The 19,472-nt window shown below is 57.9% G+C and carries 23 protein-coding genes and 1 pseudogene; 11 read left to right on the top strand and 13 right to left on the bottom strand.

What is annotated here, in order from left to right:
* Positions 1–80 precede the first annotated feature (80 nt).
* Positions 81–1,103 (bottom strand): transporter, encoded by a 1,023-nt coding sequence (locus tag ACYZUD_RS16130; RefSeq protein WP_462024876.1) that lies wholly within the window; start codon positions 1,101–1,103, stop codon positions 81–83.
* A gap of 274 nt (positions 1,104–1,377) precedes the next feature.
* Here ACYZUD_RS16130 and ACYZUD_RS16125 point away from each other — a divergent pair, with 274 nt between their 5' ends.
* Together ACYZUD_RS16125 and ACYZUD_RS16120 are read left to right on the top strand one after the other, a co-directional pair.
* Positions 1,378–3,003 (top strand): methyl-accepting chemotaxis protein, encoded by a 1,626-nt coding sequence (locus ACYZUD_RS16125; RefSeq protein ID WP_462024875.1) that lies wholly within the window; start codon positions 1,378–1,380, stop codon positions 3,001–3,003.
* A 112-nt stretch (positions 3,004–3,115) separates the two neighbouring features.
* On the top strand, positions 3,116–3,550 hold the full coding sequence (locus ACYZUD_RS16120; RefSeq protein WP_462024874.1) for a hypothetical protein: 435 nt from the start codon (positions 3,116–3,118) through the stop codon (positions 3,548–3,550).
* A gap of 57 nt (positions 3,551–3,607) precedes the next feature.
* Here the strand turns inward: ACYZUD_RS16120 and ACYZUD_RS16115 are convergent, their stop codons facing one another.
* Together ACYZUD_RS16115 and ACYZUD_RS16110 are read right to left on the bottom strand one after the other, a co-directional pair.
* On the bottom strand, positions 3,608–3,913 hold the full coding sequence (locus tag ACYZUD_RS16115; RefSeq protein ID WP_462024873.1) for a PepSY domain-containing protein: 306 nt from the start codon (positions 3,911–3,913) through the stop codon (positions 3,608–3,610).
* Between the two features lie 178 nt (positions 3,914–4,091).
* Positions 4,092–5,219, bottom strand: a complete 1,128-nt coding sequence (locus tag ACYZUD_RS16110) for a glycerophosphodiester phosphodiesterase (protein ID WP_462024872.1) — start codon at positions 5,217–5,219, stop codon at positions 4,092–4,094.
* Positions 5,220–5,437: 218 nt separating this feature from the next.
* On the opposite strand from ACYZUD_RS16110, the gene ACYZUD_RS16105 reads away from it, so the two are divergent.
* On the top strand, positions 5,438–5,764 hold the full coding sequence (locus ACYZUD_RS16105; RefSeq protein WP_462024871.1) for a DUF2025 family protein: 327 nt from the start codon (positions 5,438–5,440) through the stop codon (positions 5,762–5,764).
* 135 nt (positions 5,765–5,899) lie between these two features.
* Here ACYZUD_RS16105 and ACYZUD_RS16100 read toward each other — a convergent pair whose 3' ends face one another.
* Together ACYZUD_RS16100 and ACYZUD_RS16095 are read right to left on the bottom strand one after the other, a co-directional pair.
* Positions 5,900–6,223: an antibiotic biosynthesis monooxygenase family protein gene (locus tag ACYZUD_RS16100; protein WP_462024870.1), complete on the bottom strand. Its 324-nt coding sequence runs from the start codon at positions 6,221–6,223 to the stop codon at positions 5,900–5,902.
* A complete protein-coding gene (locus tag ACYZUD_RS16095; protein WP_462024869.1) occupies positions 6,220–6,927 on the bottom strand; it encodes a CTP synthase C-terminal region-related (seleno)protein in 708 nt (235 codons plus the stop codon). Before ACYZUD_RS16095 ends, ACYZUD_RS16100 begins: the two co-directional genes overlap by 4 nt.
* A gap of 15 nt (positions 6,928–6,942) precedes the next feature.
* On the opposite strand from ACYZUD_RS16095, the gene ACYZUD_RS16090 reads away from it, so the two are divergent.
* Positions 6,943–7,884, top strand: coding sequence for a LysR family transcriptional regulator (locus ACYZUD_RS16090; RefSeq protein ID WP_462024868.1), 942 nt, complete (start codon positions 6,943–6,945; stop codon positions 7,882–7,884).
* 6 nt (positions 7,885–7,890) lie between these two features.
* On the opposite strand, the gene ACYZUD_RS16085 is transcribed toward ACYZUD_RS16090, so the two are convergent.
* From ACYZUD_RS16085 to ACYZUD_RS16075, 3 genes are all read right to left on the bottom strand, one after another.
* Positions 7,891–8,421, bottom strand: coding sequence for a DUF1003 domain-containing protein (locus ACYZUD_RS16085; RefSeq protein ID WP_462024867.1), 531 nt, complete (start codon positions 8,419–8,421; stop codon positions 7,891–7,893).
* 71 nt (positions 8,422–8,492) lie between these two features.
* On the bottom strand, positions 8,493–9,569 hold the full coding sequence (locus ACYZUD_RS16080; protein ID WP_462024866.1) for a diguanylate cyclase: 1,077 nt from the start codon (positions 9,567–9,569) through the stop codon (positions 8,493–8,495).
* A gap of 156 nt (positions 9,570–9,725) precedes the next feature.
* Entirely contained in the window at positions 9,726–10,334 is a 609-nt protein-coding gene (locus ACYZUD_RS16075; RefSeq protein WP_462024865.1) for a TetR/AcrR family transcriptional regulator, read from the bottom strand.
* A 214-nt stretch (positions 10,335–10,548) separates the two neighbouring features.
* Here ACYZUD_RS16075 and ACYZUD_RS16070 point away from each other — a divergent pair, with 214 nt between their 5' ends.
* Both ACYZUD_RS16070 and ACYZUD_RS16065 read left to right on the top strand, forming a co-directional pair.
* Positions 10,549–11,601, top strand: a complete 1,053-nt coding sequence (locus ACYZUD_RS16070) for an MBL fold metallo-hydrolase (RefSeq protein ID WP_462024864.1) — start codon at positions 10,549–10,551, stop codon at positions 11,599–11,601.
* A gap of 136 nt (positions 11,602–11,737) precedes the next feature.
* The gene (locus tag ACYZUD_RS16065; RefSeq protein ID WP_462024863.1) at positions 11,738–13,216 is read left to right on the top strand and encodes an amidase family protein; all 1,479 of its coding nucleotides are present in this window, start codon (positions 11,738–11,740) and stop codon (positions 13,214–13,216) included.
* A 33-nt stretch (positions 13,217–13,249) separates the two neighbouring features.
* Here the strand turns inward: ACYZUD_RS16065 and ACYZUD_RS16060 are convergent.
* The 3 genes and pseudogenes from ACYZUD_RS16060 to ACYZUD_RS16050 form a co-directional block, all read right to left on the bottom strand.
* Positions 13,250–13,569 (bottom strand): annotated as a pseudogene (locus ACYZUD_RS16060) (helix-turn-helix domain-containing protein).
* Between the two features lie 100 nt (positions 13,570–13,669).
* Positions 13,670–13,987 (bottom strand): helix-turn-helix domain-containing protein, encoded by a 318-nt coding sequence (locus ACYZUD_RS16055; RefSeq protein ID WP_462024862.1) that lies wholly within the window; start codon positions 13,985–13,987, stop codon positions 13,670–13,672.
* Between the two features lie 83 nt (positions 13,988–14,070).
* Positions 14,071–14,838, bottom strand: a complete 768-nt coding sequence (locus ACYZUD_RS16050; RefSeq protein WP_462024861.1) for an AraC family transcriptional regulator — start codon at positions 14,836–14,838, stop codon at positions 14,071–14,073.
* A 112-nt stretch (positions 14,839–14,950) separates the two neighbouring features.
* Between ACYZUD_RS16050 and ACYZUD_RS16045 the strand changes: the two genes are divergently transcribed.
* From ACYZUD_RS16045 to ACYZUD_RS16035, 3 genes are read left to right on the top strand one after another with little or no spacing between them, the layout of a single operon-like run.
* The gene (locus tag ACYZUD_RS16045; protein ID WP_462024860.1) at positions 14,951–15,766 is read left to right on the top strand and encodes a sulfite exporter TauE/SafE family protein; all 816 of its coding nucleotides are present in this window, start codon (positions 14,951–14,953) and stop codon (positions 15,764–15,766) included.
* A gap of 39 nt (positions 15,767–15,805) precedes the next feature.
* Positions 15,806–16,156 (top strand): hypothetical protein, encoded by a 351-nt coding sequence (locus ACYZUD_RS16040; protein ID WP_462024859.1) that lies wholly within the window; start codon positions 15,806–15,808, stop codon positions 16,154–16,156.
* Between the two features lie 30 nt (positions 16,157–16,186).
* Positions 16,187–16,882 (top strand): DUF6933 domain-containing protein, encoded by a 696-nt coding sequence (locus ACYZUD_RS16035; RefSeq protein WP_462024858.1) that lies wholly within the window; start codon positions 16,187–16,189, stop codon positions 16,880–16,882.
* Between the two features lie 30 nt (positions 16,883–16,912).
* Here ACYZUD_RS16035 and ACYZUD_RS16030 read toward each other — a convergent pair whose 3' ends face one another.
* Positions 16,913–17,899, bottom strand: coding sequence for a hypothetical protein (locus ACYZUD_RS16030; protein WP_462024857.1), 987 nt, complete (start codon positions 17,897–17,899; stop codon positions 16,913–16,915).
* Positions 17,900–18,176: 277 nt separating this feature from the next.
* Between ACYZUD_RS16030 and ACYZUD_RS16025 the strand changes: the two genes are divergently transcribed.
* Positions 18,177–18,422, top strand: coding sequence for a type II toxin-antitoxin system Phd/YefM family antitoxin (locus tag ACYZUD_RS16025; RefSeq protein WP_414912573.1), 246 nt, complete (start codon positions 18,177–18,179; stop codon positions 18,420–18,422).
* 11 nt (positions 18,423–18,433) lie between these two features.
* Positions 18,434–18,805: a type II toxin-antitoxin system VapC family toxin gene (locus tag ACYZUD_RS16020; protein ID WP_462024856.1), complete on the top strand. Its 372-nt coding sequence runs from the start codon at positions 18,434–18,436 to the stop codon at positions 18,803–18,805.
* A gap of 230 nt (positions 18,806–19,035) precedes the next feature.
* Here ACYZUD_RS16020 and ACYZUD_RS16015 read toward each other — a convergent pair whose 3' ends face one another.
* On the bottom strand, positions 19,036–19,308 hold the full coding sequence (locus ACYZUD_RS16015; RefSeq protein WP_462025050.1) for a colicin E3-like toxin immunity protein: 273 nt from the start codon (positions 19,306–19,308) through the stop codon (positions 19,036–19,038).
* Between the last annotated feature and the right edge of the window lie 164 nt (positions 19,309–19,472).

Here is a 19,472-nt window from a genome sequence, read left to right as displayed (position 1 = left end):
AAAAGATCGCAGCCTGCGGCAGCTCCTACATGGGAACGCATTCATCTGTAGGAGCTGCCGCAGGCTGCGATCTGTTGATCTTAATAATCCTGGCGCTTGCGAAACGCCCAGCGCCCGGCAATCACGGTAAACGTCGCGACCAATGCCACCAGTATCCAGAACCCCTCCGGGTCATCGGAAAGCGGCACCCCGCCGACGTTCATGCCAAAAAAACCGGCGATGATGTTGATCGGCAATGCCAACACCGTCACCACGGTCAGGGTGAACAGCGTGCGGTTGCTCTGCTCGTTGAGGTTGGCGGCGATTTCTTCCTGCAACAGCTTGATCCGTTCGCCCAGCGCCGTGAGGTCGTTGATGATCAGCGCAAACTCCTCGGTGGACTTGCGCAGCTCCTTGACGTCCTCTTTCTGCAACCACTGGGGCGGCCGATTGAGCAGGCGCAGCAACGATCCCGGCTCCAGCGCCAGCAGCCGTTGCAGGCGCACCAGCACCCGGCGATTGGCGCCCAGTTCGGCGCGATTGGTCGATAGCCGCGAGGACAGCAATTCATCCTCGATCTGATCGACGCTGAGGCTGGTCTTGCGCACGATCTGCGTCAGCACCTCGCCCTGATCACGCAGCAAATGCACCAGCAATTCCAGCGGTGAGCGAAAGCATTCACCGGCCTTCACCGAAGAACGTAACTTATCCACCGAATGCAGCGGCTGCAGCCGCGCGCTGATGATCAGGCGGCTGCGGGCGCAGACCCACAGTGTCGAAACATCGGAAGACACCATGCTGCTGAGGTTGAACACCACATCGTTGACCACGGCCAGCAACGCCGAATCCACATGCTCAATGCGCGTCGAACGGGAGCCTTCGTGCAAGGCTTCAAAAAACTCGTCGGGCAATTCCAGATGGTTTTTCATCCAGCGTTCGCACGCGGCGTGGGCGAGGTTCAGGTGCAGCCAGAGGAATTCATCGCTGTCGTCCGGTTGTTGCAGGCATTGCAGCGCCTTGGCCGAATCAATCTCCCGACCACGTTCGCCGGAGCGAAAACTGAAACCGTAAAGCAGTCCGAACAGGTCCGGGTCGCGATGACTTTGGTCAATGCTGTGGTTCATGAGGTCTCGCTGTGAGGAGGCGCCTGTCGCGGGTTTCACAGGTTCACTTGAGCCGCATCTTCGCAAGCCAGGATGACGTTTTTGTGACAGTTAAATAACGCAAACGATTGCTCGACCGATGGTCGGATTAATCTCAAGAACCGCTCTGGCACGCCGATGACGCTTAGGTTAAGTTGCGCGCCTTCGGCCATCAACCAAGGTCGCAGACAGGGATGTCCGGACTTCTTTCACGCCTTACCCGGGCGTGCCTCATTCCTGTCATGAGTACCTTCCGATGTTTTTGCAAAAGTCCTTGAGAGCGCAAATTCTCGCCCTGCTGAGCGGCAGTCTGGTCGCGATGCTGTTGATCGCCCTGGCGTGTTTTCACTTTCTGTCCAGCGGCGTTCAGAGCTACGCGAATCTGATCGAAGGCCCGCTGCACACTTCACAATTGATTGATGAAGCCAACCTGCAATTCAAGGTGCAGGTACAGGAATGGAAAAACGTCCTGCTGCGTGGCAAACAACCCGCGGACCTGGACAAATACTGGAAGCAGTTCGAAGAACGGCAGCGCGATGTGCAGGGCATCCTGGGTGAACTGGCCGGGCAGAAGGGCATCGAGCCGCAACTCAAGACCCGCATCGAACGCTTGCGTGACGAGCATCGCCTGTTGGGCACGGCTTACCAGAAGGGCCGCGATGCCTATGTGGCGGCGGGTGCCGATGCAACGGTCGGTGATGCCTCGGTCAAGGGCGTGGACCGTGCGGCCAGCGACCAGATGAGCGAACTGGTCAGCGAGTTGCGCAAGCAGGGCGTCGAGCAGTCGAAGCTGATCAGCGCCAGCGCCGATCGCACCGTGTTGCTGGGGATCGTGGTGATGCTCGCTTCGGGCCTGCTGATCGGTTTGTTCAGCCTGTGGCTGGTTAACCGCAACCTGGTCGAACCGATTCGCAAACTGATTGAGTACGTGGCGCAACTCAGCCAGGGCCGCTTCGCCGAGCGCGTGGCCAGCACCCGTCAGGATGAACTGGGCAAACTGGCGACCGCCGCCAATACACTTCGCGATTTTCTCGCCGACACCTTCAGCCGTTTGCAGGTCAGTGCCAAGGATCTGGACAGCGCCAGCGGTGAGCTGAAAGCGATCGCCAGCCTCATGGCCTGTGGCACCAACGAGCAGTTCAGCCGCACCGATCAGGTGGCCACGGCGATGAACGAAATGTCCGCCACCGCACAGGAAGTTGCGCGCCACGCTGCCGATGCAGCACGTGCCGCCGACGACGCCGACCAGTCTGCCCAGCAGGGCGAAAAAGTCATGCAGGGCACCATCCACACCATCACCCGGATGCGTGGCGAAATCGCCAACACCGCGACGGTCATTCGCCAACTGGAAACCGACAGCGGGCGCATCGGCAAGGTGCTGGAAGTGATTCGTGGCATCGCCGAACAGACCAACCTGCTGGCGCTCAACGCGGCCATCGAAGCGGCCCGCGCCGGTGAAGCCGGGCGCGGTTTCGCGGTAGTGGCTGATGAAGTGCGCAGCCTGGCCCAACGCACGGCGGCGTCGATCATCGAGATCAACCAGATCATTCAAACCGTGCAAACCGGTGCGGTGGACGCGGCCCAGGCCATTGAAAGTGGCCAGTCACGCAGTGAGGAAAGCGTCGAGCAAGTGACCCAGGCCGGCGCCATGCTGGAGCGCATCACCCATGCCGTGGAAGCCATCCGCGACATGAACCGCCAGATCGCCACCGCCGCCGAAGAGCAAACGTCGGTGGCAGAAGACATCTCGCGCAACCTCACCGAAATCACCAGCATCGCCAGTACCAACCTGGACAACGTGCAGCGTACCGAAGCGGCCAGCTACAACCTGCACGGGTTGTCGGGGCAGTTGAATGAAGTGACGGCGCGCCTGGGCGCTTAGTGGAAATGGCTGTGTACCGGTTTGCTTACCGAGTCGGTACACAGTCGATCTCAAGTCCGTGCACGTGATGTCGATGATGACCGTATCCCCGTCACCTCAATGGAAAATAGCCATGGTCAGCATCACGTCCGTTTCGATCACCCAGCCCCTCTCGACCGCTTCGAGCAAAGTCGCTTCCAGCGACAGCACCGAAGACACTTCCGTCACGGCAACCGCCGACGCCTCAGGCGATAGCACCAAGGTGTCTGCTGGCGGCGCGCCCGCATCGAGCAGCAGTTCCAGCAGCAGCGAAGAATCCGATGCGGTGAAAGCCCTGCGCAAACAGATCGCCGAGCTGCAAAAGCAGTTGCAGGAGCAACAGCAGCAACTGCAAGCAGCCCAGACCAAACAGGAAAGTGAAGACGCCAAGGCTGCCGATGTGGCCGCGGCCCAGTCGCAGATCGCGACGACGTCGGGGTCGTTGCAGACAGCGACGGCAGCGTTGTTGGCGGCGCTGCAAGAAGAGGGCAGCAGCACCTCGGGATCGATGGTCAGTACATCGGCCTGATGCAGGACGCAAAAAAGCCGCACGATCCGAAAATCGTGCGGCTTTTTTGTACGTGCATCAGGTGTCTTGTTTGTTGCTCAGGACTTTGCCAGTGGTGGCATCGAAATCCACGTCCCATTCAACGCCTTCAGCGGTGCGCAGTTCGACTTCGTACTCGTAGCCGTTGAAGTGGTTGTCCAGATCGGTGTCGGTAATGGTCGCACCCGGATGCAGTTTCAAAGCAGCCTGGTTCATTTCTTCCAACGGTTTGATCTTGCCGCTTTTGACCAGCTCAGGGATCTGGTCGACACGAACATCGGCCTGGGCCAGGCCAGCGGTGAGGGTCAGGGCAGCGGCAGTGAACAGAGCAGTCAGGGTTTTCATAAGCTTCTTTCCTTGGGTGTGCTGTTTAAGTGGGATCAGATTAACTGTGGCAACTTAATTCACCCTTAATTCCTCCGCAGGCAGTAGTGCCGCCATCGCGGGCAAGCCCGCTCCCACAGGATTGATGCAAAACCTGTGGGAGCGGGCTTGCCCGCGATGGCGGCGCCTCGGTCCCGAATTAATACCCGTTGTTCTGCAGCAATTGCGCCACGCTGGCCGCCGCCGGGCGCTTGTAGAACTTGAGCAGTTCGCTGGCGCGGTTGGTGAAGATGCCGTCGACGCCGGCGTCCGTCACTTTCTGGTAATCCACGGCATCGTCGACGGTGTACACGTGCACCAGCAGGCCCTGATCGTGGGTGTACTGGTTCATCCACGGTTTCACCAGGTCCATATAGCTCTGATCGCCACCCTTGGTCAGCACGGCCGACGGGCCGGTGCCGATCGCGCCCTGGGCCTTGGCGTACTCGACCCATTGCTGGAATTCGGCTTTGTCCTTCGGTTCCTGCTTGGCGTAATAAGTGGCTTTGTCCTTGTCGCCCGACTCGGCGAAGGTCACTTTGGATTTAGGTTCGATGCTGCCGGCGCCCACCCACAGCAACAGGATTTTCGGCACTTGCGGCATTTCCTTTTCCAGCAGTTCGAGGCTGCTCTTCTCGAACGTTTGCAGCACCACTTTGCCTTTGCCCTGGCCGACGGCCAGTTCGCTTTTCGCCAGCTTCGAACCCGCCGGGCTCAACCAGCCGCGATCCTGGAGTTTCTCCTTGAGGTCGCGTTCGAGGCCGGGAAACTGCTTCGGCTCCTTGGTTTCGATGTACAGCCCCGGTTTGTGCAGCGGGTTGCCCTGGGCGATGTCGATGATTTCATCGAGGGTCAGGACTTTCAGGCCCACATAAGAAGGGCGCGCGCGATCCGGGTAAGCCGCGTTGAACCAGCTGCCGGCATCCAGGGTTTTCAGTTCGGCCATGGTGAAGGCGTTGGCCGGGCTGTCCTTGCGCTCCGGGAACTTGGTGGCGACGTCGGTGGTGCGTTGCAGGTTGTCGTCGTGCAGGGCGAACAGCACGCCATCCTTGCTGCGTTGCAGGTCCAGTTCCAGGTAATCGGCACCCAGATCGCGCGCCACTTTATAAGCAGCGGCGGTGGATTCCGGTGCATCGAAGGACGCGCCACGGTGGGCGATCACCGCCGGATGCGGGATGCCCATGTGGGTGGCCAGTGCGGTGGGGCTTGGCTGGCTGGCGGCCTGTGCCTGGCCGAGGCCGAGCAGCACGCTCAGCAGCAGGGCGCTTTGGGTGAAGGTAACGGGCATGGTCGAGGTCCTTTCGCAGATGTTCAAAGACGTCTCTTTTAACAACTGAGCGCCGCTTGCGCTATCGCGAGACCGACATAAACGTGTTTAAAGCAGATTTTTTCAGCGCTTTTGTGCGCTTCTTTGCAGTACTCTTGGCCCCGGCAGTTTCCCCGGCAGAGGGAAAGCCATTCACTTGCCCTGCGTGTAAACCATCGATCACCTTTGTGAGGTTTATCATGCGCATCACTTCTGAACTCATCTGCCAGGCCGCCGACCAACTCAAAGGCTTCGTCGGCCTCAATCGCAAGACCGGCCAATACATCGTTCGTTTCAGCGAAGACTCGTTCGGCATGGACGTGGCCGATGACGGCATTATTCCCACCAGTGAATTCGTCTGGGCGCCGGGCGCCGGGCAGGCCATGACCCTCAAGCGCGAGCTGATCCAGCTGTTGCTGGACCAGAACATCGATGACCGGATCAACATTACCGAGCCGTTGCGGGTGTATATGAATCGGCGGGAAGTGCCGGAGATTTCGGCGGTGCGCAGCTTGGTGAGTGACTGATGTTTTTGTGATGGATGTTCTGGCCTCATCGCGAGCAGGCTCGCTCCCACACTGGATTTTCTGTGTACAGGCCGGTGGGGATCAAATGTGGGAGCGAGCCTGCTCGCGATAGCGGCCTGAAAAACACCGCAACGCTTATTGTTCAAACAGATGCGCCCGCTCAACCCTGCACACCCGCGTATGACACGCCGAATACCAGGTCGCCCGTCCACGCTCCCGAATCTGACTGTGCTCGGGATGATGTTTCCACGCCAGAATCGCCGCTTCACTGGCCCAGTATGAAACCGTAATCCCGAGCCCATCCTCGCCCCGGGCCGATTCCACACCCAGGAAACCGGGTTGCTCTCGGGCCAGTTCCACCATGCGCTCGGCAGCCTCTGCGTACCCTTGATCACCCTCGGTTCGCAACGAGGTAAAGATCACTGCGTAGTAAGGTGCTGAAGGAGTATTGGCGATCATGATTTATACCTCACGCAAGCCTCGATCAACGCGCGCACCAGCGGCGGCAGAATGCCCTTGAGCGCGGCGCGTTCCGGTTGGAACAGCGTGGCGACGAAGAACGGATGCCCGCGCAATTCCACCGCGCGCAGATCCCCCGTCGAATCCTGTCCAACGGCGCACAGCTGTTGGCTCAGCAGTTCACGTTCGAACTCGGGATTCACACCGTAACGGCAGCGATAGCCTTCGCGAATCTCAGCACTTTCGTACGCCTTGGCGATCAACGAGCCTTCAACCAGATGAATGCTGTCGACGGCTTCCACCAGCGAGCAGGTCAGTGGTGTGAGCAGGGCTCGCGCGGCATCGGGGGATGTCTCGCCGTGCCCGGCATCTTCCCAACCCAGCACATGGCGGGCGTATTCGAGCACCGCGTGTTGAAAACCGCCACACGTGCCGAGGAAAGGTCGCTGTTGTTCGCGGGCAAAGCGTATCGCTCGCAGCGCTCCATCCATATCGCGGTAGGGACTGGCGGGCACGCACCAGAAGCCGTCGAAGCCCTTCAGCGGTGAGTCGGCGTTGATGCGGTCGGTGGCCAACCACTGGAACTGGACATCCTTGCCCGTGTATTCGGCGGCCATGCCGAGGGCGATGGGGATGGCCTGGTGGGCGGTGACTTGCGGGTCGTGATCGCCGATCAGGGCGATGCGGATTGCGTTGGTTTCCATGAGTGCTCTCGATGCTTGTTGATTCCTGGCGCCCACTATAGATTGGCGTTCAAGCACTCAATATTGGCGTTATCCCAAGTGTTCAATGCATCGACGCACTATCGACTGGACTACCCCGATCTGTCCCTGATCCTCGCCCTGGTGCGCGGCGGCTCTCTGGCCCGGGCTTCGGCGTTGTTGAAGGTCGACGTCTCGACGGTGTTTCGCGCCGTGCGCCGACTGGAAGCCGCGCTGGGCCAGCAACTGTTCGAAAAGAGCCGCGCCGGCTACTTGCCGACCACCCTGGCGCAGACCCTGGCCGAACAGGCTGAGCGCGCCGAGCAAGCACTGGAAGCGGCGCGCATTGGCGTGGAGCAGGGCGGTGAAGTCATCAGCGGCACGGTGCGCCTGACCTGCACCGATTCGGTTCTGCAAGGTTTGCTGTTGCCAGCGCTGGCGCGGTTCATGCCCGGCTATCCGGCGTTGACCCTTGAGTTGAGCACGTCCAACGACTTCGCCAACCTCAGCCGTCGGGATGCGGACATCGCCTTGCGACTGACCCGCACGCCGCCCGAGCACCTGGTGGGTCGGCAACTGGCGCCGGTCACGTATCGAGTCTGTGCCAGCACGGCGTACCTGAAGTCGGTCGATGGCCAAGACTTGTCGTCGCTGACCTGGATCGCCCCGGACGACTTCCTGCCCGATCACCCCACTGTCGCGTGGCGCCGTCAGCAGTTGCCCGGCGTCACACCGGGTTATCGCTGCAACAGCATGTTGTCGGTGACTGAACTGGTGCGGGCCGGGCTGGGTGTCGCGGCATTGCCGGACTTTTTGATTGGTGACGGACTGCAGGCATTGAGCGAGCCGTTACACGGTTATGACACGGCGTTGTGGTTGCTGACCCGCCCGGACTGTCGCGCCTTGCGCTCGGTGGTGACATTGTTCGATGAGCTGGGTCGCGCATTGAAACTGCCGTGAGCCAGGTCAGGCCTTCGGCTGATCCTTGCGCACAAAATGCTGATGCATTTCCGAGGTCAGGCTTTCGATGCGTTCGGTCAGGGCCTTGGTCATCTCGGTGAGACGGGTGTTTTGCTCAAGCAATTCCAACAATTGCGCGGTGTTCTGCGCTGCTTGTGCCTGACGTTCACTGTTGGCCACGGCCAGTGCTTCGCGGTGCTGCGCATCGGCCTCGGACTGGGCTTTGTCTCGCGCCGCCTGACGGGTCTGGGCCAGCAGAATCAACGGCGCGGCGTACGCCGATTGCAGGCTGAACGCCAGGTTGAGCAGAATGAACGGATAGAGGTCGAAGTGGGCCACACCAAACAGATTGAGGCACACCCATAACACCACGATCAGCGTCTGCGCACCGAGAAAGGTCGGCGTGCCGAAGAACCGCGCAAAGGCTTCGGCGCGAAGGGCAAACTTGTCGTTGCCGAAAGTCGGTGCCAGGTGAGCGTGCGGACGATGAAAACGCAGGTGATCGACGGGAGCGGTGGCTTTGGTTTCGGTGGTCATGATGCTCTCTGCAGGGTGCTGGGACTGAAGCTCACTATAGCGCCACCGACTGGCGCTTCGCGTGGCTTTGACTAAAACGCCAGGGCGGCGGACAGGTTGATGTCGGTATTGCTGGCGGCAACACTGATCTTGTTGCGGCCAGTATTTTTTGCGGTGTAGAGGGCTTTGTCCGCGTCATCGAGCCAGGAAATCGCATCGCTGAACGACGGGTGCCAGGCGGCCAGGCCGATGCTCAAACTGACCCGCAACTCGGGCATGTCCTCATGTCGGTAGTCATGCAGCACTTCACGTAGCCGTTCCATGACCTCCGTGGCCTGATGCAGCGGCATGTCGGGCAGGATCACGCAGAACTCATCACCGCCATAGCGCCCGGCCAGATCGTTTTCGCGCAGGTTGCGCTTGAACTCGGCGCTCAATTGCCGCAGCACCGAGTCACCGACGATATGCCCGTAGGTGTCGTTGATGGGCTTGAAGTGATCGATGTCGATCAAGGCAATGGTGGCGGGTTGCTGATGTTGGCGACAGTGCTGGAACTTCAGTTTCAGCAGGTCTTTCCACGCGCCGTGGTTGAGCAGGCCGGTCAAGCTGTCGGTACGGCTCAGGGCACTCAAGGCGCGTTTGTGTTCGGACAGCTTGATCGCCAACCGGTAGCAGACCATCCCCACCGCCCACGGGTAGAGCGTGAGTATCGGCAGGCAGGCCCACATCTGCAGTTGTGTGACGACCGGGGCAAACACCGCGCCGAACAGCAGCCAGGAAATCATCACGCCCGCCACTTGGGCCAGTGTGCCCAGCATGAACAGTCGCAGACCTCCCGTGGCAACGTTGTTCATCGCCATCATCGAAAGGATGGTCACGGTGGTGAGCGGATTCAACTGAATAGTCGCCGCCCAGAAACCGCCAAACAGCGAATCGTAGAGCAGGTTGCGGCGTTCGGCGTTGTAGGGATAGTTCGAGCGGCTCGACAGTTGATAGGCGACGTGGGGCCAGACAAAACCGTTGAGCAGCATCAATCCCCAGAGCCAGAGCGGCATGTTCAACGGGTACAGTGCCACCGCCACGCTGATACAACCGATGCCGAGGCCAATGGTTCTGGGCATGTAAATGCGTTTGGCCAAGGACAAACCCTTGCCGCGTTGGTTTTCCATAATTCCCTGCGCCAGATTCATTCTGAAACACATTGTTGTGTTGTCTTCAGAATTACCGTTCATCGGTAAATGGCAGACATTGTCATTTATTCCAACAGGAATAATCAGTGTCCTTCGAAGCCATTTAACGGCGCCAGGGTGCGGCTAGCGCTTGAGCTAGAGCTGGTGGAAGGCCAGAAACATATCCAGCGCCGACTCCACGACAGCGATTTGCCGCTCGGGCGACAGACCCGGCAGGCCCATGGAAATCTGCGGCCAGAACGCAAAGGATTTGAGCATTCCCTGAATCTGCTGGGCGGCAAATTCCGGGTCGACTGGTTTTAACCGACCATCAGCCTGAGCGGCACGAATCCACACCGTCAGGCCTTCTTCACGCTTGCCCATTCGGGCCACCATGTTCTGTGCGCGCTCCGGTGAATGGATGGTGGCAGCGATGGCCACGCGCGCCAGGTCGAGAAAATTGTCATCGCCCATCATCTGCAGTTTCGCCATTAACATCCGGCGCATCTGGTCGCGCAGGGGCAGGTCAGGGCGATAGGAGATTTCCTGTTCTGCGGTCACCCGCGCCCATAATTGATTGAGGATTTCGGCGAACAACTCTTCCTTGCTGGGGAAATGGTTGTACACGGTGCGCTTCGACACGCCAGCGGTGGCGGCGATCTTGTCCATGCTGGTGATGTCGAAACCGTTGGCACGGAATTCGGCAATCGCCGCTTGAATGATGGCTTCGCGTTTTCGGTCGGTGAGGCGCTGTGGAGCTGTCATAAGTACGCTTCGGCAGAAGAAATGGAGAATTACACTCATCAGTTTACTTGTGATCGGGTTTGATGCAACCTAGAAACTACACTGTGCAGTGTAATGTTGCGTTAATCCTGCACAGTGAAAAATAGAATCTTCGGCTGATGCGTGCGTGCCTTGGCCATTTATCGTCCCAAAGCGGAAACCGCGAGTCGTGCGGTTTTCCCGGAGTCATTCAGTCATGGCCATTTCAACTTCCCCGGCGGACAACGCCTCCACGCCTGAAGCGTCTCGACAGGCACAAGGACAGTACCGAAACCATACGCCGGTGCAACGCGAAGGCTTTCGTAAAACCCTTCGCATCCTGTGGAACGTGATCTTCCACAAACCCAGCAACACCCGCCCGACCGCACCGGTCCCGGTACAAACCCTGACCCACGATGCGTTGATCGCCGCACCCAATCACAGCGTCTATCGACTCGGCCATTCCACGGTGTTGCTGAAACTGCGGGACAAATTCTGGATCACCGACCCGGTCTTCGCCGAGCGTGCCTCACCGGTGCAATGGGCCGGGCCCAAGCGTTTTCATCAGCCACCCATCAGCCTGGAAGAGTTGCCGCCGATTGAAGCGGTGATCCTGTCCCACGATCACTACGACCATCTCGATTATCAGGCCGTGCTCAAACTGGCGGACAAGACCAAGTATTTCCTCACGCCGCTGGGCGTCGGCGACACCCTGATCAAGTGGGGCATCGATGCCAGCAAAATCCGCCAACTGGACTGGTGGCAGGGCACTGAAGTCGAGGGCATTCAATTCATCGCCACGCCGTCGCAACACTTTTCCGGACGCGGCTTGTTCGATGGCAACGGCACGCTGTGGGCCTCGTGGGTAATGATCGACGGCGACACGCGGATCTTCTTCAGCGGCGACAGCGGCTACTTCGACGGCTTCAAACGCATCGGCAAACAGTTCGGCCCGTTCGACCTCACGCTCATGGAAACCGGCGCCTACAACGTTGATTGGCCGCATGTTCATATGCAGCCGGAGCAAACCCTGCAAGCGCATATCGATCTGAAAGGCCGATGGTTGCTGCCGATTCACAACGGCACGTTCGATTTGTCGATGCACGCGTGGTACGAACCGTTTGACCGGATCCTGGCGTTGGCTTGGGAGCGCAATGTATCGATCACCACGCCGCAGATGGGCGAGGCGTTCAACGTGATGTATCCGCAGCGGGGGAGTGCCTGGTGGTATGAGGTCGAGCAGCAGGTGTACCAACAGAGTGTCAGCTGAGACGACTACAGAAGAGGGCGAATATTCATACGTGGTCCAGCGATAAGTGATGACGGACATTTCCGGCGGTGTCTGTAGGCTGGAAAAAGAGTGAGCTCATTCACTTGTTATCAGTCATCACAAGGATCTCTTAAACATGGATGTAACGTTAAACCGTTATGCGCAAACGCTGGCACCCGAGTCGAGGCTGGAGTATTTAAGTGTCGATGAAATCAGCCAAAGAATGGAACGCAATCAGCTGAGTGCTGTAGCGCTCGTGCAGCATCTGCTGCACCGGATCGAGGCGCTGGATAAGCAGGGGCCGGCGATCAACGCGATCATCGAGCTCAACCCTGATGCAATGGCCATTGCTGAATCTCTGGACCAAGAGCGCCGACGTGGCCATGTTCGGGGTCCTCTGCATGGCATTCCGGTGTTGCTCAAAGACAATATTGATACGTCCGATCAGATGCAGACCAGCGCCGGCTCGTTGGCCATGGTCGGGCAACCCGCCGTGCAGGATGCCTTCATCGTGCAACGCCTCAGGGCAGCTGGGGCTGTGATTCTCGGAAAAACCAACCTCAGTGAATGGGCCAATTTTCGCGACCCTGCCATCCCTGATGGTTGGAGCAGCCGAGGTGGGCAAACAAAAAATCCGCACATGTTGAGTGAAACGCCATCCGGTTCAAGCTCTGGCTCCGGCGCGGCGGTTGCCGCAGGTTTTGCACCGCTGGCAGTCGGCACGGAAACGGCCGGCTCGATTATCGCCCCGGCTTCCCTTAATGGCGTGGTGGGTCTCAAGCCCACCGTGGGTCTGCTGAGCCGCAGTGGCATCGTCCCGGTGAGTCATAAAGTCGATACCCCCGGGCCAATGGCACGTACCGTTCGCGAGGCCGCACTGCTATTGAATGCCATGACGGGCAACGACGACGCCGAACTCATCAAAAAACCTCACGCCATCAGAGGTGTGAACTACACGGCACTGCTACTTCCGAATTCATTGGTCGGACGGCGCATTGGTTATCCGATCAAGTTCGATACAAGCGGCGAGGCGACACAGAGCGACCCTCAGTTTTCCCTGGCGCTGGAAGTGATGCAGGCCGCAGGGGCTACATTGATTCCGGTGGAGTTCAATGATCCTGAATCGCAAACGCCGGAGGAGGTAGACAGGGCGTTCTCGATGGGTATCAAGTGGCATCTTCCCAATTATCTTGCGACGCGAACCGGTCTTGCGATCCAGGGCCTGGAGGATCTGCTGCAATACAATGAGAACTCTCCTGGCCTCGACGGTTATGGGCAAGCCACGTTAAGCGCGGCTAGCAACGTTGATTTTGATGAGCGCACGTACAACGAGTTGTGGCAAAAAATTCAAAGTGAAAATGCGTCTGTCATCGATGATTTGCTGGTAGCGCATCAACTGGACGGCCTGGTGTTGGATGTGGGTTCGCCTGGTTTGAATGTCATACCGCTAGCGGGTTATCCCGGCATCATGATGCCTTCCGGAATGGACGAAGGCGGGGTGCCCACCTCGGTGTTCTTCTTCGGAACCCGCTGGAGCGAAGCTTTGCTGCTGGCGTTAGCTTACGGTTATGAACAAGCGTCCCACGCGCGGCCAACTCCTGAGTTCAAACCGTAACGGCTCTGAGCGCATAGCGCTGTGCTGTGCGCTTCAGGTGAAAACCACCTCAATTCGACCCTCTTTTCTTGATCGGGGCGCCGACTTGACCACGATTTGCACGTCATGCCCGAGCAGGGAGAGGCATTCCATCATCTTGGCTTCACTGATGCCGCGAAACTTTCCGCGCAACATCTCAGAGAGCTTGGGTTGTGACAGACCCAGAATTTCCGACGCTTGCACCTGGGTCAAATGGCGAGCCTTGATGATCTCGCCAATTTTGCGGCCAGTTGGGATTTGACTCGCATTTCATTGGCGTTGGGCGTCCCGAGGTCTTCGTAGACGTTCCCACTGCTTTCTTCGATTTCAATCATTTTCTGATCCTTTTGCGTGATCTTGCGCCGCTTGAAGTCTCTTCCTGATCAAATCGATGTCGCCCTGCGCGGGTGGGAATAATCGTCAATCGATGATTTCTCACTCAACCATCGCATAATCCGCCCGACCCACCGGATTCGGCGCAGTCCCTTTCACATTCATGCCTCGCCCCGGCGCAAACCCCGGGAAGAACATCAGCCCCTCCGACTCGAACCGATACGCCAACGCCAATCGGTCAACATCCGGCACATCGCGCCTGGCCTCAAATCGCTCAATCGCTTCTACCGAAACGCTGGACTCCCGGGAAAGCTCGTCAACGCTCCAACCCAACATCGCCCGGGCCTGGGCGCAATGTGCGGGGGTGAATTGGAAGAGGGCGATACGTTCCAGGGTGATTTTCATCGCATAAGAGGCCATGGTGTTCTCCGGGCTCAAGAGTGCTTATTCAGAAAGTACTGTTATTTTGTACAGTTGTTTTGCGCCCGGATCAAACTCATTTTTTATTTCGACCCATCCAACCAGACGGACGGCGCCTGACCCAGCACTCGACGAAACATCGTCGAGAACGCCGCCGGGCTGTCATAGCCGAAATCCAGCGCAATTCGCGTCACCGCCTCCCCCTCCGCCAACCGCGCGAGGGCCAACACCACGCAGGCCCGCTGCCGCCACTGGCTGAAACTCAGGTCAGTCTGTTGGCGGAACAGACGATTGAACGTGCGCAAACTGATGTGTAACTGATCCGCCCATTGTTGCGGCGACTGATGCGCATCGGGCCGCTGCAGAAAGCCCTGGCACAAGGCGAGCAACCGCGTATCGACCGGTAACGGAATGTGTAACGGAAGATGCGCACTGCGCGCCAATTCATGCAGCAGCAAATCGATCAACACGCCATCGCGCCCGTCCTTGTCGTACGCCAGCGGAATCTCTGCCGCCTCCATCAGCAAATGCCGCAACAGCGGCGAAACGCTGAGCACCTGACAACGACTGCCCAAATCCACCGCCGTCGGTTCGATGTACAAACTCCGCGTGCTCACCCCCAGCATCAACACCTCATGCGCCACCCCCGCCGGAATCCACACCGCCCGCTGCGGCGGCACCACCCAATTGCCGTCGTGGATGCTGACCTGCATCACCCCGGTGGTGCCATACAACAATTGCGCCCGCCGATGCGTATGACGGGGCAACACATGACCGTAGGAATAATCCGTACCGATCGCCACCACCGGCCGTGGCGTGTCATCCAATACATCAATCGAAACATTGCGCATCGAGCGGCTTCCAGCAGTTGGCGTAAACGCCAACATTATTGGCTGACTTGCTGAAGCAGGCCAAGCCGCATCGCTCTATCGTCGACCGCTCTCAACCAACGGACGACACGCGATGTTCTATCTCTTGCTGGCACTCTTCGGCTGCATGACCGGCGTCACCGCTGTGCTGTTCGGCTTCGGCGGCGGATTCGTCGTCGTGCCGTTGCTCTATCGCATGCTCCTGGCCAGTCACGGTACGGATGATCCGATTGGCCAATCGGCGATGCACATTGCGGTGGCCACTTCGACCTGCGTAATGATCGTCAACGCGCTGGTCGCCAGCGGAAAACATCACCGCGCGGGTAATCTGATTCGCCATTATTTGTGGCCGTTGGGTGGGTTTATCGGGTTGGGCGCGGTGGTCGGCGCGGTGGCGGCGATGTGGGTGAGTGGCGAAGTGATTCGGTATGCCTTCATTGCCTACCTGGGCGTGACGATTGTGGATTGCCTGTTCAGACGCGGATTTCTTACGCACGCCGATAACGCAATCCCACGGCGATTGGGGAGGGCGGAAGCGTCGGGTGGCGGTGTAGGAATCGGCGCTATCGCCACGTTTCTCGGCGTCGGCGGCAGTGTCATGACCGTGCCGTTGTTGCGTCGATGCGGGCTGAACATGTCGCAGGCAACGTCCATGGCTAATCCGCTGAGCCTGCCCGTGGCGTTGGCCGGGACGGTGACTTACATGGCGATGGCCGGTTTCACCGAGTTTGATCTGGGGGCATGGTTTGTTGGTTATGTGGATCTGCTGGCATTTGCCGTTTTGACGATGGGATCGTTGGTGGGGATTCGCCTGGCCACGCCGTGGATCGGGCGGATTCCGGATCGAATTCATGCCCGGGTCTATATTGGATTGTTGATAATCGTGATGTTGAGCATGTTGGTACGGTAAACCGCGCTGCGCGGTACAAATCTAGTGAAGGAGGGTGCGATGTCGATATCCGACAGTGATTGGAAGAAGTACCAGGAACTCCACGAACTGGCGCTGGATCGCTTCTGCCAAGGCGTTCTCGCTAATGCCCAGACTATCGCGCAAAACGAGGCTTTATCGGCTCATGCGCGATACCGTACGCTCTATCGCCTGATGCGAAGTCGGGACAAGGATTTGGCGAGTGCATTCAACACAGGTGGACGCTCGGATGTCTGGTTATCCTTGATGTTAATGGTCGCGTATGACCTGCTGAGCGATGAGGAGTTGTCAGTTCTGAGTGAGGAATTACGGCAGAGAATTTCCGATGCCGTTCGCCAGCCTTATGAGATTGAATGGGCTAAAGACTCATAGCATTTTTCAAACATTGACCAGAGAGCCAAGATGTTGATCTTCAACTGCACCGAAGCGGCCAGCAACTTCTTCAGCCGCGTGAACAAGGGTAAGAAAATCACTCCGGTGGAGAAACCGACATCGCCCGTTATCGAGGACGATGAGGCAACCGGATCCGCCGAGCAATGGCTGGTCCACGCCATCACCGTGCAACGCAAGCACGTGTTGTTCGTCATCCATGTGCAAACCCGCTACTGCATGATTTTCGCGGACGCGAAAAAAGCGGACATCGAAGGTTTCGTTAAACGCTTTTCCGAGCGTTGGATAAACGGCTTGATCCGCCATGCAGGGCAGTACGACATGCTTCGTTGGATCGATGACGAGCCGATGATGGAACGTTTCCTGGAAAGTTGCAGCGAGTACATGTTTTACAAACGCGGTCATCGTGGTGCGCAAAAACACCTCAATGAAATCGCCTGGGTATTTGAAGATTGCGCCGCCGAATGGGGAACCTTGCCGTCGGATGAATTCTCGGCCGGCCGCTTCGATGGCGATATGAATGACACCCCAAGAGGAAGCAAAGGGCATAAAGATTACTACTATCCCGATGAGGAAATGATCGTTCACTGGTTGCGCCGTTATGGCGGCTTGGATGAGCTCGCAATCCACGCAGCCTGTGAACGGCGCATGGAAGTGAAACGCGAGATAAGGGCGCTCCAAAGTAGGCTTGATTTCGAAGTGCAATGAGCCGTTGCGGTAACACCGCGGCGCGGTCTTCTAACTCTTCAGGCCTGGCGCTTCCCGAATAATAAAGTGATCCAGGTTCTCGATATTCGCACTGAACACCCCGAACGCCTGCTCGGGGTTTTTCTTGCTCGGCACCTGCTTCAACTCCGGCGTCACGCCATAAAAGAAACAAAACAACTCGGCGTCACTGTCGATGGCGTGCTTGATCTCCTCCAGAAACGCTTTGCGCTTGCGGTAGTTCTCGATCAACTTCTTGCTCAGGTAAACATTGACCGAATAAGGCTTCTTCTTCGCCTCATCCGCTTGTTTGAACCAGACCTTCTGCTCGAAATCGATGCGAAAGCTCTGGGTGTAATCCTTGATCTCCTTGATCTTGCCCCAGTAAATCAGCCCCTTGTTGTCCGTCAGGTATTCGATCTTCTTGAAGAACGACCCATAAGGCGCTGTGTGCTCGCCGATCTTCAGCGGCATGCGCTTGAGCAGGTCCTTGTCCTCGAAGTTTGAGACAAAACACTCCACCGGGTGAGCGAAGATGCTGGTCTTGTCCGGTGCTGATTCCTGCCTTGGGTGCTCGTTATCGCTGGGCCTTGTAAGACGTTTCGGATCGTCCCGCAGTACATCCGCCGCCACAGCCGGGTTCGACGGCTTACGCACATACTGACGCCGAGTTAGCAACAATTCCGACGGAAAATGCTCCTCGCGACTGTCATCCGTTTCCGCACCGTCCGCGTCCACACTCGATGCCGGCGCCTTGAGACTGACATAAGGACAATCCGCCACATGCCGGGTGCTGGGCGTGTTCTTGAAGTGTGGGGTGCGAACGTAATTCACGTTTTTGGCGTTGAACGTCGTCAACACATTCGCTGCATCGAACGCTGCCCTGCATGCGTCATTGGGACATTGGAAGTGTTCCTTGGCGGAATCGAACTCCATGGTTTCGTCGAAATTCAAATCGCGCACGTCATAGATCGACAGCTTGTCCTCGAGGCTGAGGCAGTAGGCGAGGTCGAATTTCATGGCTGGCTCGGGTCCTTGAGTGGGAAGGGTATTAATAGCGGGAGGTGGGACGGGTTGCACTGAATGTTTTCAACACACCGAAAAATCTGCGGCAACACACCAAACCTGTGGGAGCGAGCCTGCTCGCGAAAAACCCAGAAACACCACGGGGCATCGGGTTAAACGCGATGTCGGTCTTCTCGGACAAGCTCGCTTTTTGACAAGCGGTCCGCTCGACACCTTGCCTATTGGAAATCTCCAGCTTAGGCTAGCTTAGCTAACCAAATGGAGGTGCCATATGAATGAACTGGTGCAAGTAAACATGCACGAAGCAAAATCCCAACTCTCCCAACTTGCCGAACGTGTATGGCATGGCGATAAGGTGGTGATCGCCAAGGCCGGCAAGCCTTATCTGGATTTGCTGCCTCATGTCGAGACACCTCGGGCGCGCAAGCCGGGGCGGTTGAAAGGGAAGATTCGGATGTCTGCGGATTTTGACAAGACCCCCGAGGACATCATCGATGGATTTGAGGGCAGTCTATGAGGCGCTTGTTGTTGGATACCCATGCGTTTCTTTGGTGGCTGTCTGATGATCCTGCATTGGGCGCAGATGCTCGACAGATGATCGGGGAGCCGCGTAATCAGGTCTTGGTGAGCGCCGCTTCGATCTGGGAGGTATCGATCAAACAGGCTAAAGGGATGCTGGAGGTTCCAGAGGATCTTGAGGCGCTGGTTGAGGACGAGGGTTTCACCAAACTGCCGATTTCGCTGTTCCATGGACAGCAGGCGGGCAAGTTACCTGAGATTCATCGCGATCCGTTTGATCGGATGTTGATTGCTCAGGCTCAGGCGGAAGGGCTGGAGTTGGTCACCGCGGACGGGATTATTCCGAAGTACGGAGTGAGGGTAGTTTCGGCACGTTCGTGAGGGGGCGGGACGCCGATGTTCCCAAACCTGCCGCAAATCCCTGTGGGAGCGAGCCTGCTATCACCACATTCCCCAACCAAGCAGAGGCGAGGCGGCTTGCCTACGTTGGGCTTCGTAGCAGTCCCGGTTCCGGCAAGCACGAGCTGACGAGTCGCGTTTCGCAAGAAGCGAAGAAAGCGAGTAAACAAAAACCGATCAGGGGATCGGTCGGTCTTTTTGTGTTGGCTCGTTCAGTCCACTCTCACTTCGAGCCACTTGTCTCGATAGACGAACGCAACTTGGTAGTCATAGGAGAGCAACTGAATGGCATGGTGGAAATGGGGCTGAAGAGTGCTGACCCAGTCGGGAGAGACGTTGAAGCCGCCATTGTTCACATTGTTTTCAATGGGTATGCCTAGCGCTTCGATAACTGAGCCATCATCGCCAAAGTCTTTCGACAATTCTTCCCCTTCGCCCATCTCTGTTTGTTTGTCATACCATTCCAGCCTGATCTTCAGTCCCATAACGTCTTCATAAATATTTTTTGATGCTTTGAGCAAACCACCTATCTGTGGCGAGGGACCTTGCCCCGTGGGGCTACATCGCAGCCCCGGCCCCCGGAAAACACGAGCTTATGCAAGCGAAGAAGGCGAGTAAATAAAACACGATCAGGTCGGTTTTTTTTGTT

The sequence above is a fragment of the Pseudomonas sp. XS1P51 genome, from assembly GCF_054897845.1.
This window is presented reverse-complemented; position numbering and strand designations above follow the sequence as displayed.